This is a genomic window from Microbacterium paulum, assembly GCF_015707995.1.
Classification (GTDB): Bacteria; Actinomycetota; Actinomycetes; order Actinomycetales; family Microbacteriaceae; genus Microbacterium; species Microbacterium paulum.
The window spans coordinates 1-15,536 of sequence record NZ_JAAGRY010000014.1 but is presented as its reverse complement, the minus strand read 5'-3'; the positions used below and the strand labels follow the sequence as shown (position 1 = coordinate 15,536).

Sequence of the window (15,536 nt, the reverse complement as noted above, 5' to 3'; positions counted from 1 at the left end):
CGCCGACACGCGGCATCCGTTCACCCGGTTTTCGCCGAGCACTCCCTCGACTGGGTTACCCTGATCCCGACGCTCGCAGAAGCCGAGGGGGAACAGGTGGACACAGCAGGAGACCGCATCCGCACCATGGATGCCCTCTGCCGGAACGCATCCGGCCGCTATGTGCTCCGCCATCGTGTGCACGACTGCCGCAGCCAGAGCTGCGGGAGCAAGGCGCTGTCTTTTCGACAGCGCCTTTTTTCGTGCCTGCGGCCCGCTCGGCGACGGCGTGCGCGCACCGAGAGACCGTGAAGCCGTCACGGCCGTTCGAGAGGACACTGCATGCGCACCCTGGTATTGAATGCCGGCTACGAGCCGCTGGCCGTCGTCTCGTTCAAGCGAGCCCTCGTGCTCGTCATGAACGAGAAGGCGACCGTGATCGAGCGGATCGACGAGGATCCCGTCTGGGGGATCGGAGGTCAGGTCGATCGCCCCGCCGTCATCGTGCTCACCCGCTATGTGCGGGTTCCCGGCGCCCGCCGGGTGCCCGTCACCCGCCGCGGCGTGCTGCGCCGTGACGCGCACCGCTGTGCGTACTGCGGCGGGCCGGCCAGCACGATCGATCACGTGCTGCCGCGCTCGCGCGGGGGAGCGGACTCGTGGGAGAACCTCGTCGCGTGTTGCCTGCGCTGCAACAATGTGAAGGGCGATCGCACGCCGCAGGAGATGAGCTGGACCCTCCGCTGGGTGCCGCAGCCGCCCCGCGGGGCGCAGTGGACGGTGCGGGGCACGGAGCGCTCCGACCCGGTCTGGGAGCCGTACCTCTCGCTCGCCGCCTGACGCTCGCCGGGTTCTGACGCGCGGGGGCTTCTGACGCGCGCAGGCGGGTCTGGCTCCCGGTGGCGCCGATGTCGGATGCCGTTGTTATCTTCGATCTCATTGGATTGAGAGATTAGAACGAAAGTTCTACTCTGATGAGATGAGGTCGATCGTGGGGAACGTCGCCGTCGCTGACGTCGCGAGCACCGTCGACGGGCTGCGAGCGCAGCTGGAGCGCATGCAGGGGCGCCGCCTCGAGGTGCCCGTGCTGCCGGTGCCCCCGGCCCTCGCCACGCTGCTGCCGGGCGGCGGCCTGCGCCCCGGGGCCTCGTATTCTCTCGGCAGATCGATGTCGCTGCTGTTCGCCCTGTTCGCCCGCCCCTCGCAAGACGGCGCCTGGTGCGCCGCGGTGGGCATGCCGCACCTCGGCGCCGAGGCGGCACGTGCGGCGGGGGTCGACCTGTCGCGGCTCGTGCTGATCCCCGAGCCGGGCGAGCGCTGGCTGGCGGTGACGGCGGCGATCGCCGACGTGCTGCCGGTAGTGGCGGTGCGCCCGCCCGCACGCGCGAAAGACGGCGACATCGCGCGCTTGGCCGCCCGCATGCGCGAGCGCGAGGCGGTGCTGCTGGTGCAAGGGCCGTGGCCGCAGACCGAGGCGATGATCGACGTCGGCGACCCGTCGTGGTCGGGCATCGGCGAGGGGTATGGACTGCTCGAAGGCAGAGAGCTGACCGTCACGGTGACCAGCCGCCGTTTTCCGCGCCCGCGCACCGGTCGCGTGCTGTTGCCGGATGCCTCGGGCGCCCTCTCGCGCGTCGCCTCGGCCGGTCGCGACGCGCCGCTGTGGGGGATGGACCGGGCGATAGACCGGGCGGCGGGCTGATGGCGGACGGTGACACATGACCGGCGACGCACGCGCGCTCGAGCCGCGCACCCTCGTGGTGTGGGTGCCCGATTGGCCGGTCGTGGCGCTCTCGCGCGACGGCGACGACCCGCTCGAGGCCTCGCTGCCGATCGCGATCTTCGCGAAGGGGGCGGTGGTGGCCTGTTCGTCTGCCGCGCGGGTCGAGGGGGTGCGCCGGGGGCAGCGCCGACGCGACGCCCAGGCGCGCTGCCCGCACCTCGAGGTCGTCGACGACGACCCGGTGCGCGACCATCGCGCGTTCGCCCCGCTCATCGCCGCCGTCGAAGAGGCCGCACCCGGGGTGCAGGTGATCCAGCCGGGGCTGCTCGCGCTGCGGGCCAAAGGCCCGGCGCGCTTCTACGGCGGTGAGGCGTCGGCGGCGACGGTGCTCGCGGGAACGGTGGCCGCCCACGGGATCGACGACGTGCGCGTCGCGGTCGCCGACGGCGCCTTCACCGCCGAGCAGGCCGCCCGCCGCGGCACCCGTGCGAGCGATCCGGTGCGGATCGTGCCGCTCGGGGCGGCGGGCGCCTTCCTCTCGCCGCTGCCGGTCGCGGTGCTCGACGACGACACGGTGAGCCTGTTCGCCCGGCTCGGGGTGCAGACCCTCGGGGCGGTCGCCGAGCTCGGACCCGACCGGCTGGGCGAGCGGTTCGGTGCCCGCGGCGAGCGGCTCTACGCCCTGGCATCCGGTCACGACCCCCGCCCGGTGCAGGCGCGCACACCTCCGCCCGAACTGCACCGCGAGGTCGTCTTCGAGCCGCCGGTGTCGCTCGCCGACCAGATCGCCTTCGGGCTGCGCGTGCCCGCCGAGCAGTTCACCGGGCGCCTGGGCGACCAGGGGCTCGTCTGCACCGAGCTGCGCGTCGTGCTGACCGGCGAACACGGCGAACGCAGCGAGCGGGTGTGGCTACACCCCGATGCGTTCGACGCCGCCGCGATCGTAGACCGGGTGCGGTGGCAGCTCGCCGAACAGGGGGCATCGGGGCGCCGCGGCGGGGGCGGTTCGGGGCTGCGGAGCGGTTCGGGGCTTCGCAGCGCGGTCACGAGTGTGCGCATCGAGCCCGAGGGGGTCGATGCCGCGGCGCACCACACCGCGCGGTTGTTCGGCTCGGGGCCCGAAGAGCGGGTGCATCACGCGCTGTCGCGGGTGCAGGCGATGCTCGGGCACCAGGGGGTGCTCACCCCCGAGATCGGCGGCGGGCGGTGGCTCGCCGAACGGCAGCAGCTGGTTCCGTGGGGGGATCGGCGCAGCGAGGCTCTCGGGGGCGCGGGCGACGGGGCAGCGGCGCGGGTCGCTGATCGGCCGTGGCCCGGCAGCCTGCCCGGGCCTCTTCCCACGACCGTGTTCGTCGAGGCTCCGCAGGTCGCGGTGCTCGACGCCGACGGCGACATGGTGGCCGTCGACGGGCGGGGCACTCTCACCGGCGAACCCGTCTGGGTCACGATCGCCAGCGGCGGCCGGGCGCCGCAGCGTCGAGCCGTCAGCCGATGGGCGGGGCCCTGGCCGGTGATCGAGCGGGGGTGGGATGCCGCCCGCGCGCGCCGCGCGCACCGCTTTCAGATCGTCGACGACGAGCAGGCCGCGTGGCTCCTCGTCTGCGAGGAGGGCGTCTGGACGGTCGAGGGGAGGTATGACTGATGGGCTTCAACAACCCCTCCGTGACGTGGTCGGAGATGGAGCGCCTCCTGAGCGGGCGCGCGAAGGAGCCCGACGGGGGCGACGGCCCCGCGTTCTCGCGCAAGCGCGGAAAGTACGAGCCGCCGCCGATCGAACGGCCCACCGACCCGGTGCCCTACGCCGAACTGCACGCGCACTCGTCGTACTCGTTCCTCGACGGGGCGTCGTCTCCCGCCGAGCTCGCCGAAGAGGCCGAACGGCTGGGCCTCTACGGCCTCGCCGTCACCGACCACGACGGGTTCTACGGCATCGTGCGGTTCGCCGAGGCAGCCGAGCAGCTGCACGTGAAGACCGTGTTCGGAGCCGAGCTGTCCCTCGGCGACGACCCGTTCTCGGCGGCGCCCGCGAGGGGCGGCGCGGCCGACCCCGAGGGCACCCACCTGCTCGTGCTCGCCCGCGGCGAAGAGGGCTATCACCGTCTTGCCGCAGCGATCACGCACGCGCAGCTCGCGGGCGGCGAGAAGGGGCGCCCGCGGTACGACCTCGACGATCTCGCCGATCGTGCGGGCGGCCCCGCCGACGGCAAGCGCGAGGGGCACTGGGCGGTGCTCACCGGGTGCCGCAAGGGCGCGGTGCGCCAGACCCTGGCATCCGGGGGAGCGGCGGCCGCCGGCGACGCCCTCGACCTGCTCGTCGCCCGCTTCGGTCGCGGCGCGGTCAACGTCGAGCTCATCGACCACGGATACCCCACCGATACCCGCGACAACGACGTGCTCGCCGGCCTCGCCGCCGAGCGCGGGCTGCCGATCCTCGCCACGAACAACGTGCACTACGCCGTGCCCGAGCGGGTGCACCTGGCGGCGGCGATCGCCGCGGTGCGGGCGAACCGCGGCCTCGACGAGCTCGACGGCTGGCTGCCCTCGCACGCGAGCGCGCACCTGCGCTCGGGTGCCGAGATGGCGCGCCGCTTCCGCCGCTACCCGGGGGCGATCTCGCGCACGGTGACCCTCGCCGACGAGCTCGCCTTTCCGCTGCGCCGCGCGAAGCCCGCCCTGCCGAAGACCGCCGTGCCCGAAGGGCACACCCCGATGTCGTGGCTGCGCAAGCTCGTGGGGGACGCCGTGCCGCGCAAGTATCCGGATGCCACGGACGCCGACCGGGCCCGCATCGAGAAAGAGCTCGGCGTCATCGAGCAGAAGGACTTTCCCGGGTACTTCCTCATCGTGTACGGGATCGTCAAGGAGGCGCGAGGCCGCGGCATCCTCTGTCAGGGTCGCGGGTCGGCGGCCAACAGCGCCGTCTGCTACCTGCTCGACATCACGGCGGTCGACTCGATCTTCTACAACCTGCCGTTCGAGCGTTTCCTCTCCGCAATGCGCGAGGAAGAGCCCGACATCGACGTCGACTTCGACTCGGACCGGCGCGAAGAGATCATCCAGTGGGTGTTCGACGAGTACGGGCGCGAGCGGGCCGCGCAGGTCGCGAACGTCATCCAGTACCGGCCGAAGAACGCGGTGCGCGACATGGCGAAGGCCCTCGGTCATTCGCCGGGGCAGCAGGATGCCTGGTCGAAGCAGGTCGAGCGGTGGGACGGTCCCGTCCCGGGCGCCCACGACATCCCCGAGCGGGTGCTCGAGTATGCCGGCGCGCTCATGAAGGCGCCGCGACACCTCGGCATCCATTCCGGCGGCATGGTGCTTACCGAGCGGCCCGTTGGCGAGGTCGTGCCGATCGAGCACGCGCGTATGGACAAGCGCACCGTGATCCAGTGGGACAAGGACGATGCGGCGTGGATGGGGCTCGTGAAGTTCGACCTGCTGGGGCTCGGCATGCTCGCGGCTCTGCAGTACTGCTTCGACCTCATCCGCGACGCGACGGGGGAGGAGTGGTCGCTCGACGCGATCCCGAAGGAAGAGGCGGCGGTGTACGACATGCTCTGCCGGGCGGATTCCATCGGGGTGTTCCAGGTCGAGTCGCGCGCGCAGATGGGGCTGCTGCCGCGCCTGCAGCCGCGGCGGTTCTACGACCTCGTGATCGAGATCGCGCTCATCCGGCCCGGGCCGATCCAGGGCGGCGCGGTGCACCCGTACGTGCGCCGCAAGGTGCAGGGCGAGACCGTCACGTACGCGCATCCGAAGCTGAAGCCGGTGCTCGAGCGCACCCTCGGCATCCCGATCTTCCAAGAGCAGCTCATGCAGATGGGCATGGCCGTCGGGGACCTCACGGGCGAGGATGCCGATGTACTCCGCCGCGCGATGGGGTCCAAGCGCGGCATCGAGCGCATCGAGTCGGTGAAGGAGAAGCTCTATGCGGGTATGCAGCGGAACGGGCTCGTGGGAGAGGTCGCGGACGACATCTACGCGAAGATCCAGGCGTTCGCGAACTTCGGGTTCGCCGAGAGCCACTCGCTGTCGTTCGCGCTGCTCGTCTACGCGTCGTCTTGGCTGAAGCTGCATTACCCCGCGGCGTTCCTCGCGGCGCTGCTGCGGGCGCAGCCGATGGGGTTCTACTCACCGGCATCCCTCACCGCCGACGCCCGTCGGCACGGCGTACAGGTGCGGCGCCCCGACATCCACCTCTCGGGAGCGGATGCCACCCTCGAGCCCGTCGAGGGTCCCGAGCTCCTGTCGGTCCCCGAGCCTGTCGAGGGGCCGTCGCGAAACGGCGGTGCATCGAAACGCCCCGCCCCGACGGGCCTTCCCACCTGCACCGACCGCCGCCAGCCGCCTGTGCCGCAGTTCGACGCCGCCGCTCCCGACGAGTCGGCCGCGCACCGCCGCGATGGCGCGTTCGCGGTGCGGTTCGGGCTCGCCGCGGTCACGGGCGTCGGGCAGCCGCTCGCGAAGCGGATCGTCGCCGCGCGCGAGAAGGACGGCCCGTTCCGGGACCTGCGCGACCTCGTGCGGCGCACGAACGCGACCGAGGCACAGGTCGAGGCGCTCGCCACGGCGGGAGCGTTCGAGAGCATGGGCATCTCGCGCCGCGAGGGCCTGTGGCTCGCGGGCGACGCCGCGAAAGACCGGGCGGAGTTCCTCGAGGGCACGCTCATGTCGGTGCAGCCACCGTTGTTCCCCGATCAGTCGAGCTATGACGTGCTCGCGGCGGATCTCTGGGCGACGGGCATCTCGACCGACGACCACCCGCTCGTGCATTATCGGGCGCAGTTGGATGCCCGGGGCGTGCTCACCGCGCGCGAGCTGCGCACCCATGAGGTGGGGCGGCGGGTCGAGGTGGCGGGGCTCGTCACGCACCGGCAGCGGCCGGCGACGGCGTCGGGCATCACGTTCGTGAACCTCGAAGACGAGCACGGCCTCATGAACGTGATCTGTTCGAAGGGCGTGTGGGACAGGTATCGGCGGGTGCTGCGCGACTCACCGGCGCTCATCGCGCGTGGCATGCTGGAGCGCTCGCCCGAGGGGGTGACGAACCTCGTCGCCGACGGGTTCGAAGATCTGCGGGTGGGGGTGCAGCACCGGTCCCGCGACTTCCGGTGACCGGTGCCGCACCCCGCAGAAAAGCGTCGGGGATCAGCGCCGCTGCGCGAGGGCGAAGCCGACGCCGCCGTTCTCGTCGATCTGCGCGTCGAGCACGCGATCGCCGAGCTGCACGCTCGAGACGGCGTCGACGAAGACGCGGGCGCCCGAGTCCTCGACGACGGTGTCGCCCTCGGCGGGTGCTTCGGCGAGGGTGACGGCGTATCCCTCATTGGGGGCGGTGGCCTGGGCGATGCGCAGCCCGGCCGTGTCGGTCGGCACCTGCTCGGTGAGGTGCTTGACGGCGGTGGTGGCGTTCTCGGTGAGTGTGAGCATGGTGCTCCCCTTCCGTGGATTGCTTCCGTGGGTTCGGAACCGGCCACGATGCCGAGGATCAGGCGCGAACGCAACCCGCGACACGCAGACCGGTGCCACTCACACGGAACACGGAGGTTGGATGCGCCGGATGAGCGACGCGACGAACTGCTCGGTGAGCGGCTGCCCGGTGAAGAACACCCGGTGGTAGACGGGGGCGAACAGCACGTCGACGAGCGTCTCGGGGTCCTCATCGACGACGGTGCCGTCGGCGACACCGGCCTCGATCAAGGCGATCGCCGCCGCACGCCGCGGCGCGAACCAGCGGGTGATGATCTCGTCGCGCGCGACGCCCCCCGCGGCCGCCGCGGCGACGAGCGCGCGCAGGGTACCGCTCGTGGGCGGATCGATGAGTATCGCGGCCGTCGCCTCGACCTGCATGCGCAGCTGCTCGACGATCGGCGTCGACGGATCGGTCTCGAGCGAGAACGAGACGGCGTCCAGAAGCGCGTCGAGAAGGAGCTCGTGCGGGCTGCGCCACCAGCGGTACAGCGTCGTGCGGCTCGCGCGGGCGGCGTGGGCGATGCGGTCGAACCCGATGTCGACGCCCTCGTCGGCCGCCAGTGTCGTCGCACTCGAGAGGATTCGGCGGCGCAGGTCGGTGTCGCGAGGACGACCTCGCCCCCGCGCCGTCGAGGGGGTATCAGAATTCATGGACACGGCGTACAATATATCTCCGATGGGTCAGATGATGCAGAGCACGATGACGAAGATGACGAGAATGAGCGCCAGCCGGGTGAATGTGCCCGCGCTGGTGATCACCCTCGTCATCGCGGTCGTGGGGCCGCTGTTCGTCGCGTCGTACAGCCTCGCGATGGGCGACCCGTCGCCGCGCGACGTTCCGGTCGGCATCGTGGGCGATGCCGCGCAGGCGCAGAGCATCGACGCCGCCCTCCATGCCGGGGGAGCCGACACCTTCCGCACGGTTCCGTTCGACTCGTCGGCAGCGGCCGCCGACGCGTTGGCGGCTCAGCAGATCTACGCCGTGATCGAGCCGGATCCGGGATCGCTCATCGTCTCGACCGCCAGCGGCGCCTCGGTTGCGCGCGTCGTCGAGGCGGCGCAGCCCGCACTCTCGCAGGCGCTCGGAGTCTCGCTCACCGTCAGCGACGCGCACCCGCTGGCGACCCGCGACCCCTCCGGGCTGGTGCTGTTCTACCTCGCGCTGGGCGCGACGATCCTGGGGTTCGTCGGGGCGATCCAGACCCGGGTCAACGCGGGCGGCATGACCCTGCGCGCCGAGGTCGGGTGGGACCTCGCACGCTCGGCGATCGTCGCTCTGCTCATGACCCTGGTGATCGGACCGGTGCTCGGGCTCGAGCAACTCCCCGTGGTGCCCGTGTGGCTCGTGCTCACCGCGACGATGTTCGTCGCCGCGATGGTGTACAGCTTCTGGCGGGTGGTGATCGGTGGCAAGTGGGCGCTCCTGCCGACGTGGATCATGTTCGTCATCGTCGCCAGCCCGTCCTCGGGTGGCGCGGTCGCCCCGCAGCTGCTGCCGCCCTTCTACGAGGTCATGGGGCGCTGGCTGCCCACGGGCGCGACGGTGCGCGCGCTGCGCGACCTGACCTACTTCTCCGACCACCTGGTGACCGAACCCTTTCTCGTGCTGGGTGGCTGGGTCGTGATCAGCGCGACGGCGTTCATCGTCGCGCGGCGCCGCCGGTTCGGCAGCGGTCCGGTCCCGGCACCCGCACCATCGACCACCCCGACAGGAGAGGAACGCAGAGATGAAGTCGTTGCGGCTGTATGAGCAGGGCGGCCTGCGCCGTTACCTGCTGGTGATGGACAAGGGCGACGAGGCGTGTTCCGAGATCGTCGCGTTTGCGCGCGACCGAGGCATCCGTTCGGCCTCGCTCACCGCGATCGGCGCGGCCTCGCGGGCGATGCTCGGGTATTTCAACCCCGAGACTGACGAATACGAGTACACGACGCACGACGAGCTCGCCTCGTTCGTCGGCGACATCGCCTGGGGTGGGGAGGGAGCGGACGCGCAGCCGGTGCTGCACGCGCACGGCGTGCTCGGGCGCCGCGACGGCAGTGCGCTCGCAGGACACTTCGCGAAGCTGTACGTTTTCCCCACGATGGAGATCACGCTCGTCGAGTCTCCCGTGGTGGTGCGCAAGCAGGTCGACCCAGATACGGGACTCGAGCTTATCTCGCTCGACGAGACCGGCGAGGGCGCGAACGCGCAGGCGCCGCGGCCGCGTGACCTGCCGTGGGGCGTCAACCACGTCGGGCTCACGGTTCCCGATCTCGATGAGGCCACCGCGTTCCTGCGTGCGGCGTTCGGCGCGCGGGTCGCATACGACGGGCTCACGCGGGGCGACGAGCCGCGCCGCGGCCCCGAGGTCGAGCGGCAGCTGGGGTTGCCTGAGGGAGCCGCGATCCGTGCGCAGCGCATGCTGCAGATCGGCACCGGCCCGGGCCTCGAGATGTTCGAGGTCGACACCGACGTGCGGCAGGGGGCGGCGGGTCTCGCCGATCTCGGCTGGGGCCACGTGGCACTGCTCGTCGACGACATCGACGCGGTGATGGCGCGGGCGGTGGACGCCGGGGCGCACGCCCTGTCGGGCCCGCACGCGAACTCGCGTCACGAAGACACCCCCGGCAACGCGAGCGTGTATCTGCGCGCGCCGTGGGGATCGATCATCGAGCTGCAGACGCTGCCGCACGGTCATTGGTACGGTTCGGGCAGCGAGGTCGAACTGTGGAGCCCGCCGCCCCTGCCGTGGCGAGGTGCCGACCCGGCGGGGCACGATCCTGCCACATACCGAGAATTCTGAGAACCCAGTGCCCACTCGGGCGGACGAGAGGAAGATACACACATGTCGAACGTCGCGGATTTTTTCGTCGAAACACTCAAGCGAGCCGGCGTCACGCGGGTCTGGGGCCTTCCCGGTGACTCGCTCAACGCTTTCACCGACGCCCTGCGTCGTGATCACGGCAAAGACGGGTCTCTGCAGTGGCTGCACATGCGGCACGAAGAGGCCGCGGCGTTCGCGGCGGGGGCGGATGCCGAGTTGAACGGCGAGCTCGCGGTCGTCGCCGGCTCGTGCGGGCCGGGCAACCTGCATTTCATCAACGGACTGTTCGACGCGAACCGCAACCGCGTGCCCGTGCTCGCGATCGCCTCGCACATCCCATCGGCCGAGATCGGCAGCTCGTACTTCCAAGAGACCCACCCGCAAGAGCTGTTCCGTGAGTGCAGCGTCTACTCCGAGCTCGTCGGCGACCCGTCGCAGCTGCCGTGGGTGCTCGAGATCGCGATGCGCACCGCCGTCGAGAAGCGGGGAGTCGCGGTGGTCGTCGTGCCCGGTGACGTGTTCTTCGCCGACGCGCCGAGCCGTCGTGCGACGGCGCCGATCGTGCCGACGCGCTCGAGTGTGCTGCCGGATGCCTCGGGGCTCGAAGCCGCGGCATCCCTTCTGAACGGTGCCAAGAAGGTGACGATCCTCGCCGGGGCGGGGGTCGCCGGTGCGCACGACGAGGTGATCGCGCTCGCGACGAAGCTGCAGGCGCCGATCGTGCACGCGCTGCGCGGCAAGGAGCACATCGAGTGGCAGAACCCGTACGACGTGGGCATGACGGGGCTGCTGGGCTTCGCGTCGGGGTATCGGGCGATGGAGAAGTGCGACGCGCTGCTGATGCTCGGCACCGACTTTCCGTACCGGCAGTTCTTTCCCGAGAAGGCGAAGATCGTGCAGGTCGACCTGCGTGGTGAGCAGTTGGGGCGGCGGACGCCGATCGATCTCGGGCTCGTGGGCGGGGTGCGCGAGACGGCCGAGGCGCTGCTGCCGCTGATCGACGAAGGCCGCAGCGATTCGTTCGCGAAGGAGTCGGTCGAGCACTACCGCAAGACCCGTAAGGGCCTCGACGAGCTGGCCGTCGACGACGGCAGGCAGCCGATCCACCCGCAGTACGTCGCGCGGCTGCTCGATGAACTGGCGAGTGACGATGCCGTGTTCACGGCCGATGTCGGCAGCCCCGTCATCTGGGCGTCGCGGTACCTCACGATGAACGGGCGGCGGCGCCTGCTCGGGTCGTTCCTGCACGGGTCGATGGCGAACGCGATGCCGCAGGCGCTCGGCGCACAGGCATCCGACCGATCGCGCCAGGTGGTCGCGCTGTCGGGTGACGGCGGGCTCGCGATGCTGATGGGCGATCTGCTGTCGATCAAGCAGAACGATCTGCCGGTGAAGATCGTCGTGTTCAACAACTCGTCGCTGAACTTCGTCGAACTCGAGATGAAGGCGGCGGGGATCGTGAACTTCGGTACGGGGCTCGAGAACCCGTCGTTCGCCGCCGTGGCCGAGTCGGTGGGCATCACGGGCATCCGCGTCGAGAAGGCGTCGGAGCTGCGGGATGCCCTCACGCGGGCGCTCGCGACGGACGGGCCGGTGCTGGTCGACGTGGTCACCGCTCGTGAGGAGCTGTCGATGCCGCCGGCCATCACCGCCGCGCAGATGAAGGGCTTCTCGGTGTGGGCGCTGAAGACGATTCTGTCGGGCCGCGGAGACGAGCTGCTCGACCTCGCCGACACGAACGTGTGGCGTCGGCTGTTCAAGGGGTCGTCGTCGGAGGAGTGAGGCGCGCTCAGCGGCAGGTCTCGTACCGGTAGCCGGATGCCTCCGGTGTCACCAGCTTCCGGTCGCGGAGGATGAGCGACGCGGGCCGGTCGAGGCTCGCGCAGACCTCCGAGAGGGGGGCGCCGAGGGTGTCGGGGTATTCGATCGCGAGGACGTGCGAGCCGTAGACGTCGGTGTAGGCGGCGCATTCGTCGTAGGCCGCGCATTCTTCGGTCACGGCGAAGTCGAAGCCTGCCTGCGCGCGGAGCAGCGGGGCATCTTCGGCCGCGTTCTTCTGCGCGGCGGCGAGGCCGGCGCCGTGCGCCGCCGTCACCAGCAACCGGGCGAGGCGCAGGTTGTCGTCGCGGGTGAGCGCGCCGTCCGTGCGCGTGTAGGTGTCGAGGTTGTCGAACTCGACGGCTCGGTAGCCCGCGTCGGCGCAGCCCTGGATCCATGGGGTGACGACCGCGGCGACCCGGTCGCTCTGCCGGGAGTCGACGATGGTCTCGTCGGGCCAGCCCGGGTCGACGATGGGCTGGCCGGAGGCGTCGGTGAGAAGGAGGTCGGACGGCCAGGTCGACGCTTCGCCGGGCTGGGTCTGGAACGCGTTCAGGTAGCAGATGCCGTACGTGCCCGCCGCGGGCGGCGCCGCGCGGTCGCGGACGACGATCGTGGCTCCGGCCGGGGGAGGGTAGGCGCCCCCCAGCTGGTAGTCGAAGCCGGCGCCCGCGGGCGGGAGGGTCACGTCACCGGACGCGGCCGTCGCCGGGGATGCTGCGGGGGCGCTCTCCGGGTTGTTGTCGGAGGGTGGCGCGTCGTCGCCCGTGGCAGCGGTGCCGCATCCGGTGAGGAGCAGGATGCCTGCCAGTGCGGCCGCGACCCATCCGGAGCGGCGGGTCGGGGTGGCGGCAGGTGTCATCCGGCGACTCTAATGCGGGCGCGGATCTGTAGGGAGTGCACAGCAAGCTCCACCGCGTGTCTGGGGGATTGCTCGGGTGCGCGTGCAACCATCGAGGAATGACCGTTCGTTCCTGGCACTTCCTGGCGATCGCCGCCGGGCTCGTGGTGGCGTTCGTCGGGTTCTATCTCTTCTTCGTGCACGGCTACATGGGGCAGCTGCTCGACGAGCAGGCGCGGGTCGGGGCGCAGTTCGGCGCCGCGTCGCGATTCGCCGATGTCCTCGACGCGGTGCCGCTGGTCAGTGCCGGGGTCGTCGTGCTGGCTGTCGTCATCGGTCTGCTGCGCCGGCAGGTGCTGGCGACCGTCGTCGCGCTCGCCGTCGTCGTCGCATCGAATCTGACGACGCAGCTGCTCAAGCACGAACTGCTGAGCCGGCCCGACAACGGTGCGACCGGGGACTGGCACAACTCGTTCCCCTCGGGGCACACGACGGTTGCGGCATCCGCCGTGTTCGCGCTCTTCCTCGTGTGCGCGCCGCGGGTGCGTCCTTTCATCGCCGCGCTCGGTGCGGTGGTGCTCATCGCGATCGGGGCGCTGCTGGTCGGCAACCAGTGGCACCGGCCCAGCGATGTCGTCGGGGGCATCCTCGTGGTGGCGATCTTCGTCTTTCTCGGGGGAGCGGTGCTCGTGCCGCTCCGCCCTGCCGCCGCCACCCCTCGACATGGGATGGCCGGAACGGTCGGTCTGCTCGTGGTGGCATCCATCGTCTCGGCCTGCGCCTTCGGTGTCGCCTACCTCGCGGTGGCCGGGGGAGACGCGCCGCCCGCCGTGTCGACCCTCGCGGGACTGGTGGCGATCGCCGCGACCGTCGGTGCGACATCGCTGCTCGCCGCGCGCCTCTTCCGCCGCGTCGGCTGACGTCTGGCCTGTGCGCCGTGTTCTCGGGTGGATGCCGGGGTTGATCGCGCCGGGCAGACCGCGCCGGCCGCACCGCTAAACTCAAAGGGCCAGCCTCTGTAGCTCAGTGGAAGAGCCACTCCGTCCTAAGGAGCGGGTCGGGGGTTCGAATCCCTCCAGGGGCACCAGAGAACGCTTACTCGAAACAAGAGCCCAATCCATCGGGTCGAGTAGGTCTTCTACGGTTCCACTGCTATTCGCGTCCGCGCTGTCCAGCGTCGGGCGCGTTTCGTCTTCTGTGATCATGAGCGTCGCCCAGTGGCGCTGGGCTTCCACCAGCAGGCGCGCGGGTTCCGAAAGCTCGGCTTCAACGCGATCAGCCTCAATCACCCAGATGTGGGCGAAGATCGCTTGGTTGAGCATCCGTTGCATCTCGTTGCTGGCCTTCACATACAGCTCGTACGGGTTTGCGGGCTCTGCGCATTCTAGGTGGGGGTGAGGGGGTCAAGTCCGCCGGCGATCAGGAGCATGCGGAGCCGGTAGTTGTCGTAGTTGGTGAAGCCGCGGGCGATCCGGCGGGCGAGTTCGATGAGCCCGTTCACGGCCTCGGTGCCGCCGTTGGATGAGCGTCCTGTCGCCCAGTAGGCCAGGAACGCGGCTCGCCACTGGGTGAGGGTGCGGCCGAGGCGGGCGATTTCGGGGATCGGGCAGGACGGGAACGATTCGAGAACCTTCTCGGCGATCTTGTGCCCTTCGACCAGGTTGGGGTGCCGGTAGGCGTCGCGGAGCTGCTGGGCGGCGTGCCAGGCGACTTCAACTTCAACGTGCTCCTCCCTCGTCGCGAACGCCGCGTCGAGCCGGGACCGCTGCCTGTCGGTGAGGCGCTCCCGTCCGGCGCGGAGGATGTTGCGGATCCCGTAGAGCGGATCTCCCTTGCGGCCGCGATGGCCGAGGGTGTCTTGCTGGACGCGGCGACGGACGTCGTCAACCGCGGCGGTGCCGAGCTTGACGACGTGGAACGCGTCCAGCACCGCGGTCGCGTCGTCGAGTTCGTCGTCGAGGGCCTTCTTGTAGCCGGCGAACGGGTCAAGAGCTGCGATCTTCACCCCGGCACGGAACTGCTCGTCCCGCTCCTTGATCCAGTCTGCGTACGCCTTCGAGGATCGACCTGGCACCAGGTCCAGCAGTCGCGCCCGCACGCGTCCCGTGGCGTCTCGGGTCAGGTCGACCATCCCGGTCAGCTCCTTCGGACCGCGCGCGCCGTCGGCGACGGGCTTCGTGGACACGTGATGCCACAGGTGCTCGTCCACGCCGAGCACCTCGACGCCATCGAACCGGCCAGGGTCCTGCTCGCGGCGCTGCAACTCGGCCTCCACGTGCGTCCAGACCGTGCGCCACGCGACGCGCAGCTGCCGAGCGACACCGCGCACTGACGCGTTCTCGCGGCGCATCTGCGCCACCGCCCACGCCACCGCGCGAGCCGTCAGCGCTTTGTTCGCCGCCGCGACGGCCGGGTTCTGCTCCGTGAATGAGCGCACCCCGCACCCGTCCTGGCGACACCGCCAGCGGCGCTTGCGCCACCGGACCCGAACCGGAGTCCCGCCCATCGGGGCGTCCGTCAGAACGAGCACCTTCCGTCCCGCCGACTCCGCGACCACTCCGCACTCAGGGCAGCCGACCGGACCCGGCGGCGACTCGGCATCGATCACGAGCACGCCATCGCCGCGACGCTCGACCCCGGCCACCCGGAGCCCGTCGAGTCCGACGAGCAGGTCGCAGCGATCACAGTAGACAGCAGAACATGGGCGCGCGGCGGCGCAGCGCGTAGCATCAGGCACGGGTCGAGGTCTCCGGACGAACAGGTTGCTTGGTCGCTACCGATCCTCCGGCCTGGATCGTGTCACCGTCGGGTGATTTCGCGGGTTGAGGATCGTTGAGGCTTGATTTTCCGGGGGTGTTGGTGCCTCGTGCGGGGCACTAACGGCGTCGATCTAGACTCG

The 15,536-nt window shown here is 70.7% G+C and carries 12 protein-coding genes and 1 tRNA gene; 9 read left to right on the top strand and 4 right to left on the bottom strand.

All coding sequences use genetic code 11. From position 1 onward, the window contains the following. Window positions 1-321 precede the first annotated feature (321 nt). The 4 genes from G3N18_RS05115 to G3N18_RS05100 all read left to right on the top strand — a co-directional run bounded on the left by G3N18_RS05115 (window position 322) and on the right by G3N18_RS05100 (window position 6,817). Complete coding sequence (locus tag G3N18_RS05115; RefSeq protein ID WP_141381070.1) at window positions 322-819, top strand: HNH endonuclease; 498 nt, start codon at window positions 322-324, stop codon at window positions 817-819. Window positions 820-958: 139 nt separating this feature from the next. Continuing rightward, window positions 959-1,681 carry a hypothetical protein gene (locus tag G3N18_RS05110; RefSeq protein ID WP_230403906.1) on the top strand — a complete coding sequence of 241 codons (723 nt, stop codon included), beginning with the start codon at window positions 959-961 and terminating at the stop codon, window positions 1,679-1,681. 16 nt (window positions 1,682-1,697) lie between these two features. Next, window positions 1,698-3,344: a DNA polymerase Y family protein gene (locus G3N18_RS05105; protein ID WP_196383225.1), complete on the top strand. Its 1,647-nt coding sequence runs from the start codon at window positions 1,698-1,700 to the stop codon at window positions 3,342-3,344. Continuing rightward, entirely contained in the window at window positions 3,344-6,817 is a 3,474-nt protein-coding gene (locus tag G3N18_RS05100) for an error-prone DNA polymerase (RefSeq protein WP_196383224.1), read from the top strand. Before G3N18_RS05105 ends, G3N18_RS05100 begins: the two co-directional genes overlap by 1 nt. Window positions 6,818-6,850: 33 nt before the next feature. Here the strand turns inward: G3N18_RS05100 and G3N18_RS05095 are convergent, their stop codons facing one another. Next, on the bottom strand, window positions 6,851-7,132 hold the full coding sequence (locus tag G3N18_RS05095) for a HesB/IscA family protein (RefSeq protein ID WP_196383223.1): 282 nt from the start codon (window positions 7,130-7,132) through the stop codon (window positions 6,851-6,853). 99 nt (window positions 7,133-7,231) lie between these two features. Continuing rightward, on the bottom strand, window positions 7,232-7,825 hold the full coding sequence (locus G3N18_RS05090; RefSeq protein WP_196383222.1) for a TetR-like C-terminal domain-containing protein: 594 nt from the start codon (window positions 7,823-7,825) through the stop codon (window positions 7,232-7,234). Window positions 7,826-7,892: 67 nt separating this feature from the next. Between G3N18_RS05090 and G3N18_RS05085 the strand changes: the two genes are divergently transcribed. Genes G3N18_RS05085 through poxB form a run of 3 tightly spaced genes read left to right on the top strand, consistent with a single transcriptional unit; the run spans window position 7,893 to window position 11,760 of the window. Beyond that, window positions 7,893-8,924: an ABC-2 transporter permease gene (locus G3N18_RS05085; RefSeq protein ID WP_196383221.1), complete on the top strand. Its 1,032-nt coding sequence runs from the start codon at window positions 7,893-7,895 to the stop codon at window positions 8,922-8,924. Beyond that, window positions 8,902-9,957, top strand: coding sequence for a PCC domain-containing protein (locus G3N18_RS05080; protein ID WP_206692987.1), 1,056 nt, complete (start codon window positions 8,902-8,904; stop codon window positions 9,955-9,957). Before G3N18_RS05085 ends, G3N18_RS05080 begins: the two co-directional genes overlap by 23 nt. Before the next feature lie 42 nt (window positions 9,958-9,999). Then, on the top strand, window positions 10,000-11,760 hold the full coding sequence (gene poxB, locus G3N18_RS05075) for a ubiquinone-dependent pyruvate dehydrogenase (RefSeq protein ID WP_196383220.1): 1,761 nt from the start codon (window positions 10,000-10,002) through the stop codon (window positions 11,758-11,760). Window positions 11,761-11,767: 7 nt separating this feature from the next. On the opposite strand, the gene G3N18_RS05070 is transcribed toward poxB, so the two are convergent. Next, on the bottom strand, window positions 11,768-12,658 hold the full coding sequence (locus G3N18_RS05070; protein ID WP_196383219.1) for an endo alpha-1,4 polygalactosaminidase: 891 nt from the start codon (window positions 12,656-12,658) through the stop codon (window positions 11,768-11,770). A 98-nt stretch (window positions 12,659-12,756) separates the two neighbouring features. Between G3N18_RS05070 and G3N18_RS05065 the strand changes: the two genes are divergently transcribed. Together G3N18_RS05065 and G3N18_RS05060 are read left to right on the top strand one after the other, a co-directional pair. After that, on the top strand, window positions 12,757-13,557 hold the full coding sequence (locus G3N18_RS05065) for a phosphatase PAP2 family protein (protein ID WP_196383218.1): 801 nt from the start codon (window positions 12,757-12,759) through the stop codon (window positions 13,555-13,557). 92 nt (window positions 13,558-13,649) lie between these two features. After that, a tRNA-Arg gene (locus tag G3N18_RS05060) sits at window positions 13,650-13,724 on the top strand. Between the two features lie 297 nt (window positions 13,725-14,021). On the opposite strand, the gene G3N18_RS05055 is transcribed toward G3N18_RS05060, so the two are convergent. Then, window positions 14,022-15,374: an ISL3 family transposase gene (locus G3N18_RS05055; RefSeq protein ID WP_196383217.1), complete on the bottom strand. Its 1,353-nt coding sequence runs from the start codon at window positions 15,372-15,374 to the stop codon at window positions 14,022-14,024. Window positions 15,375-15,536 lie beyond the last annotated feature (162 nt).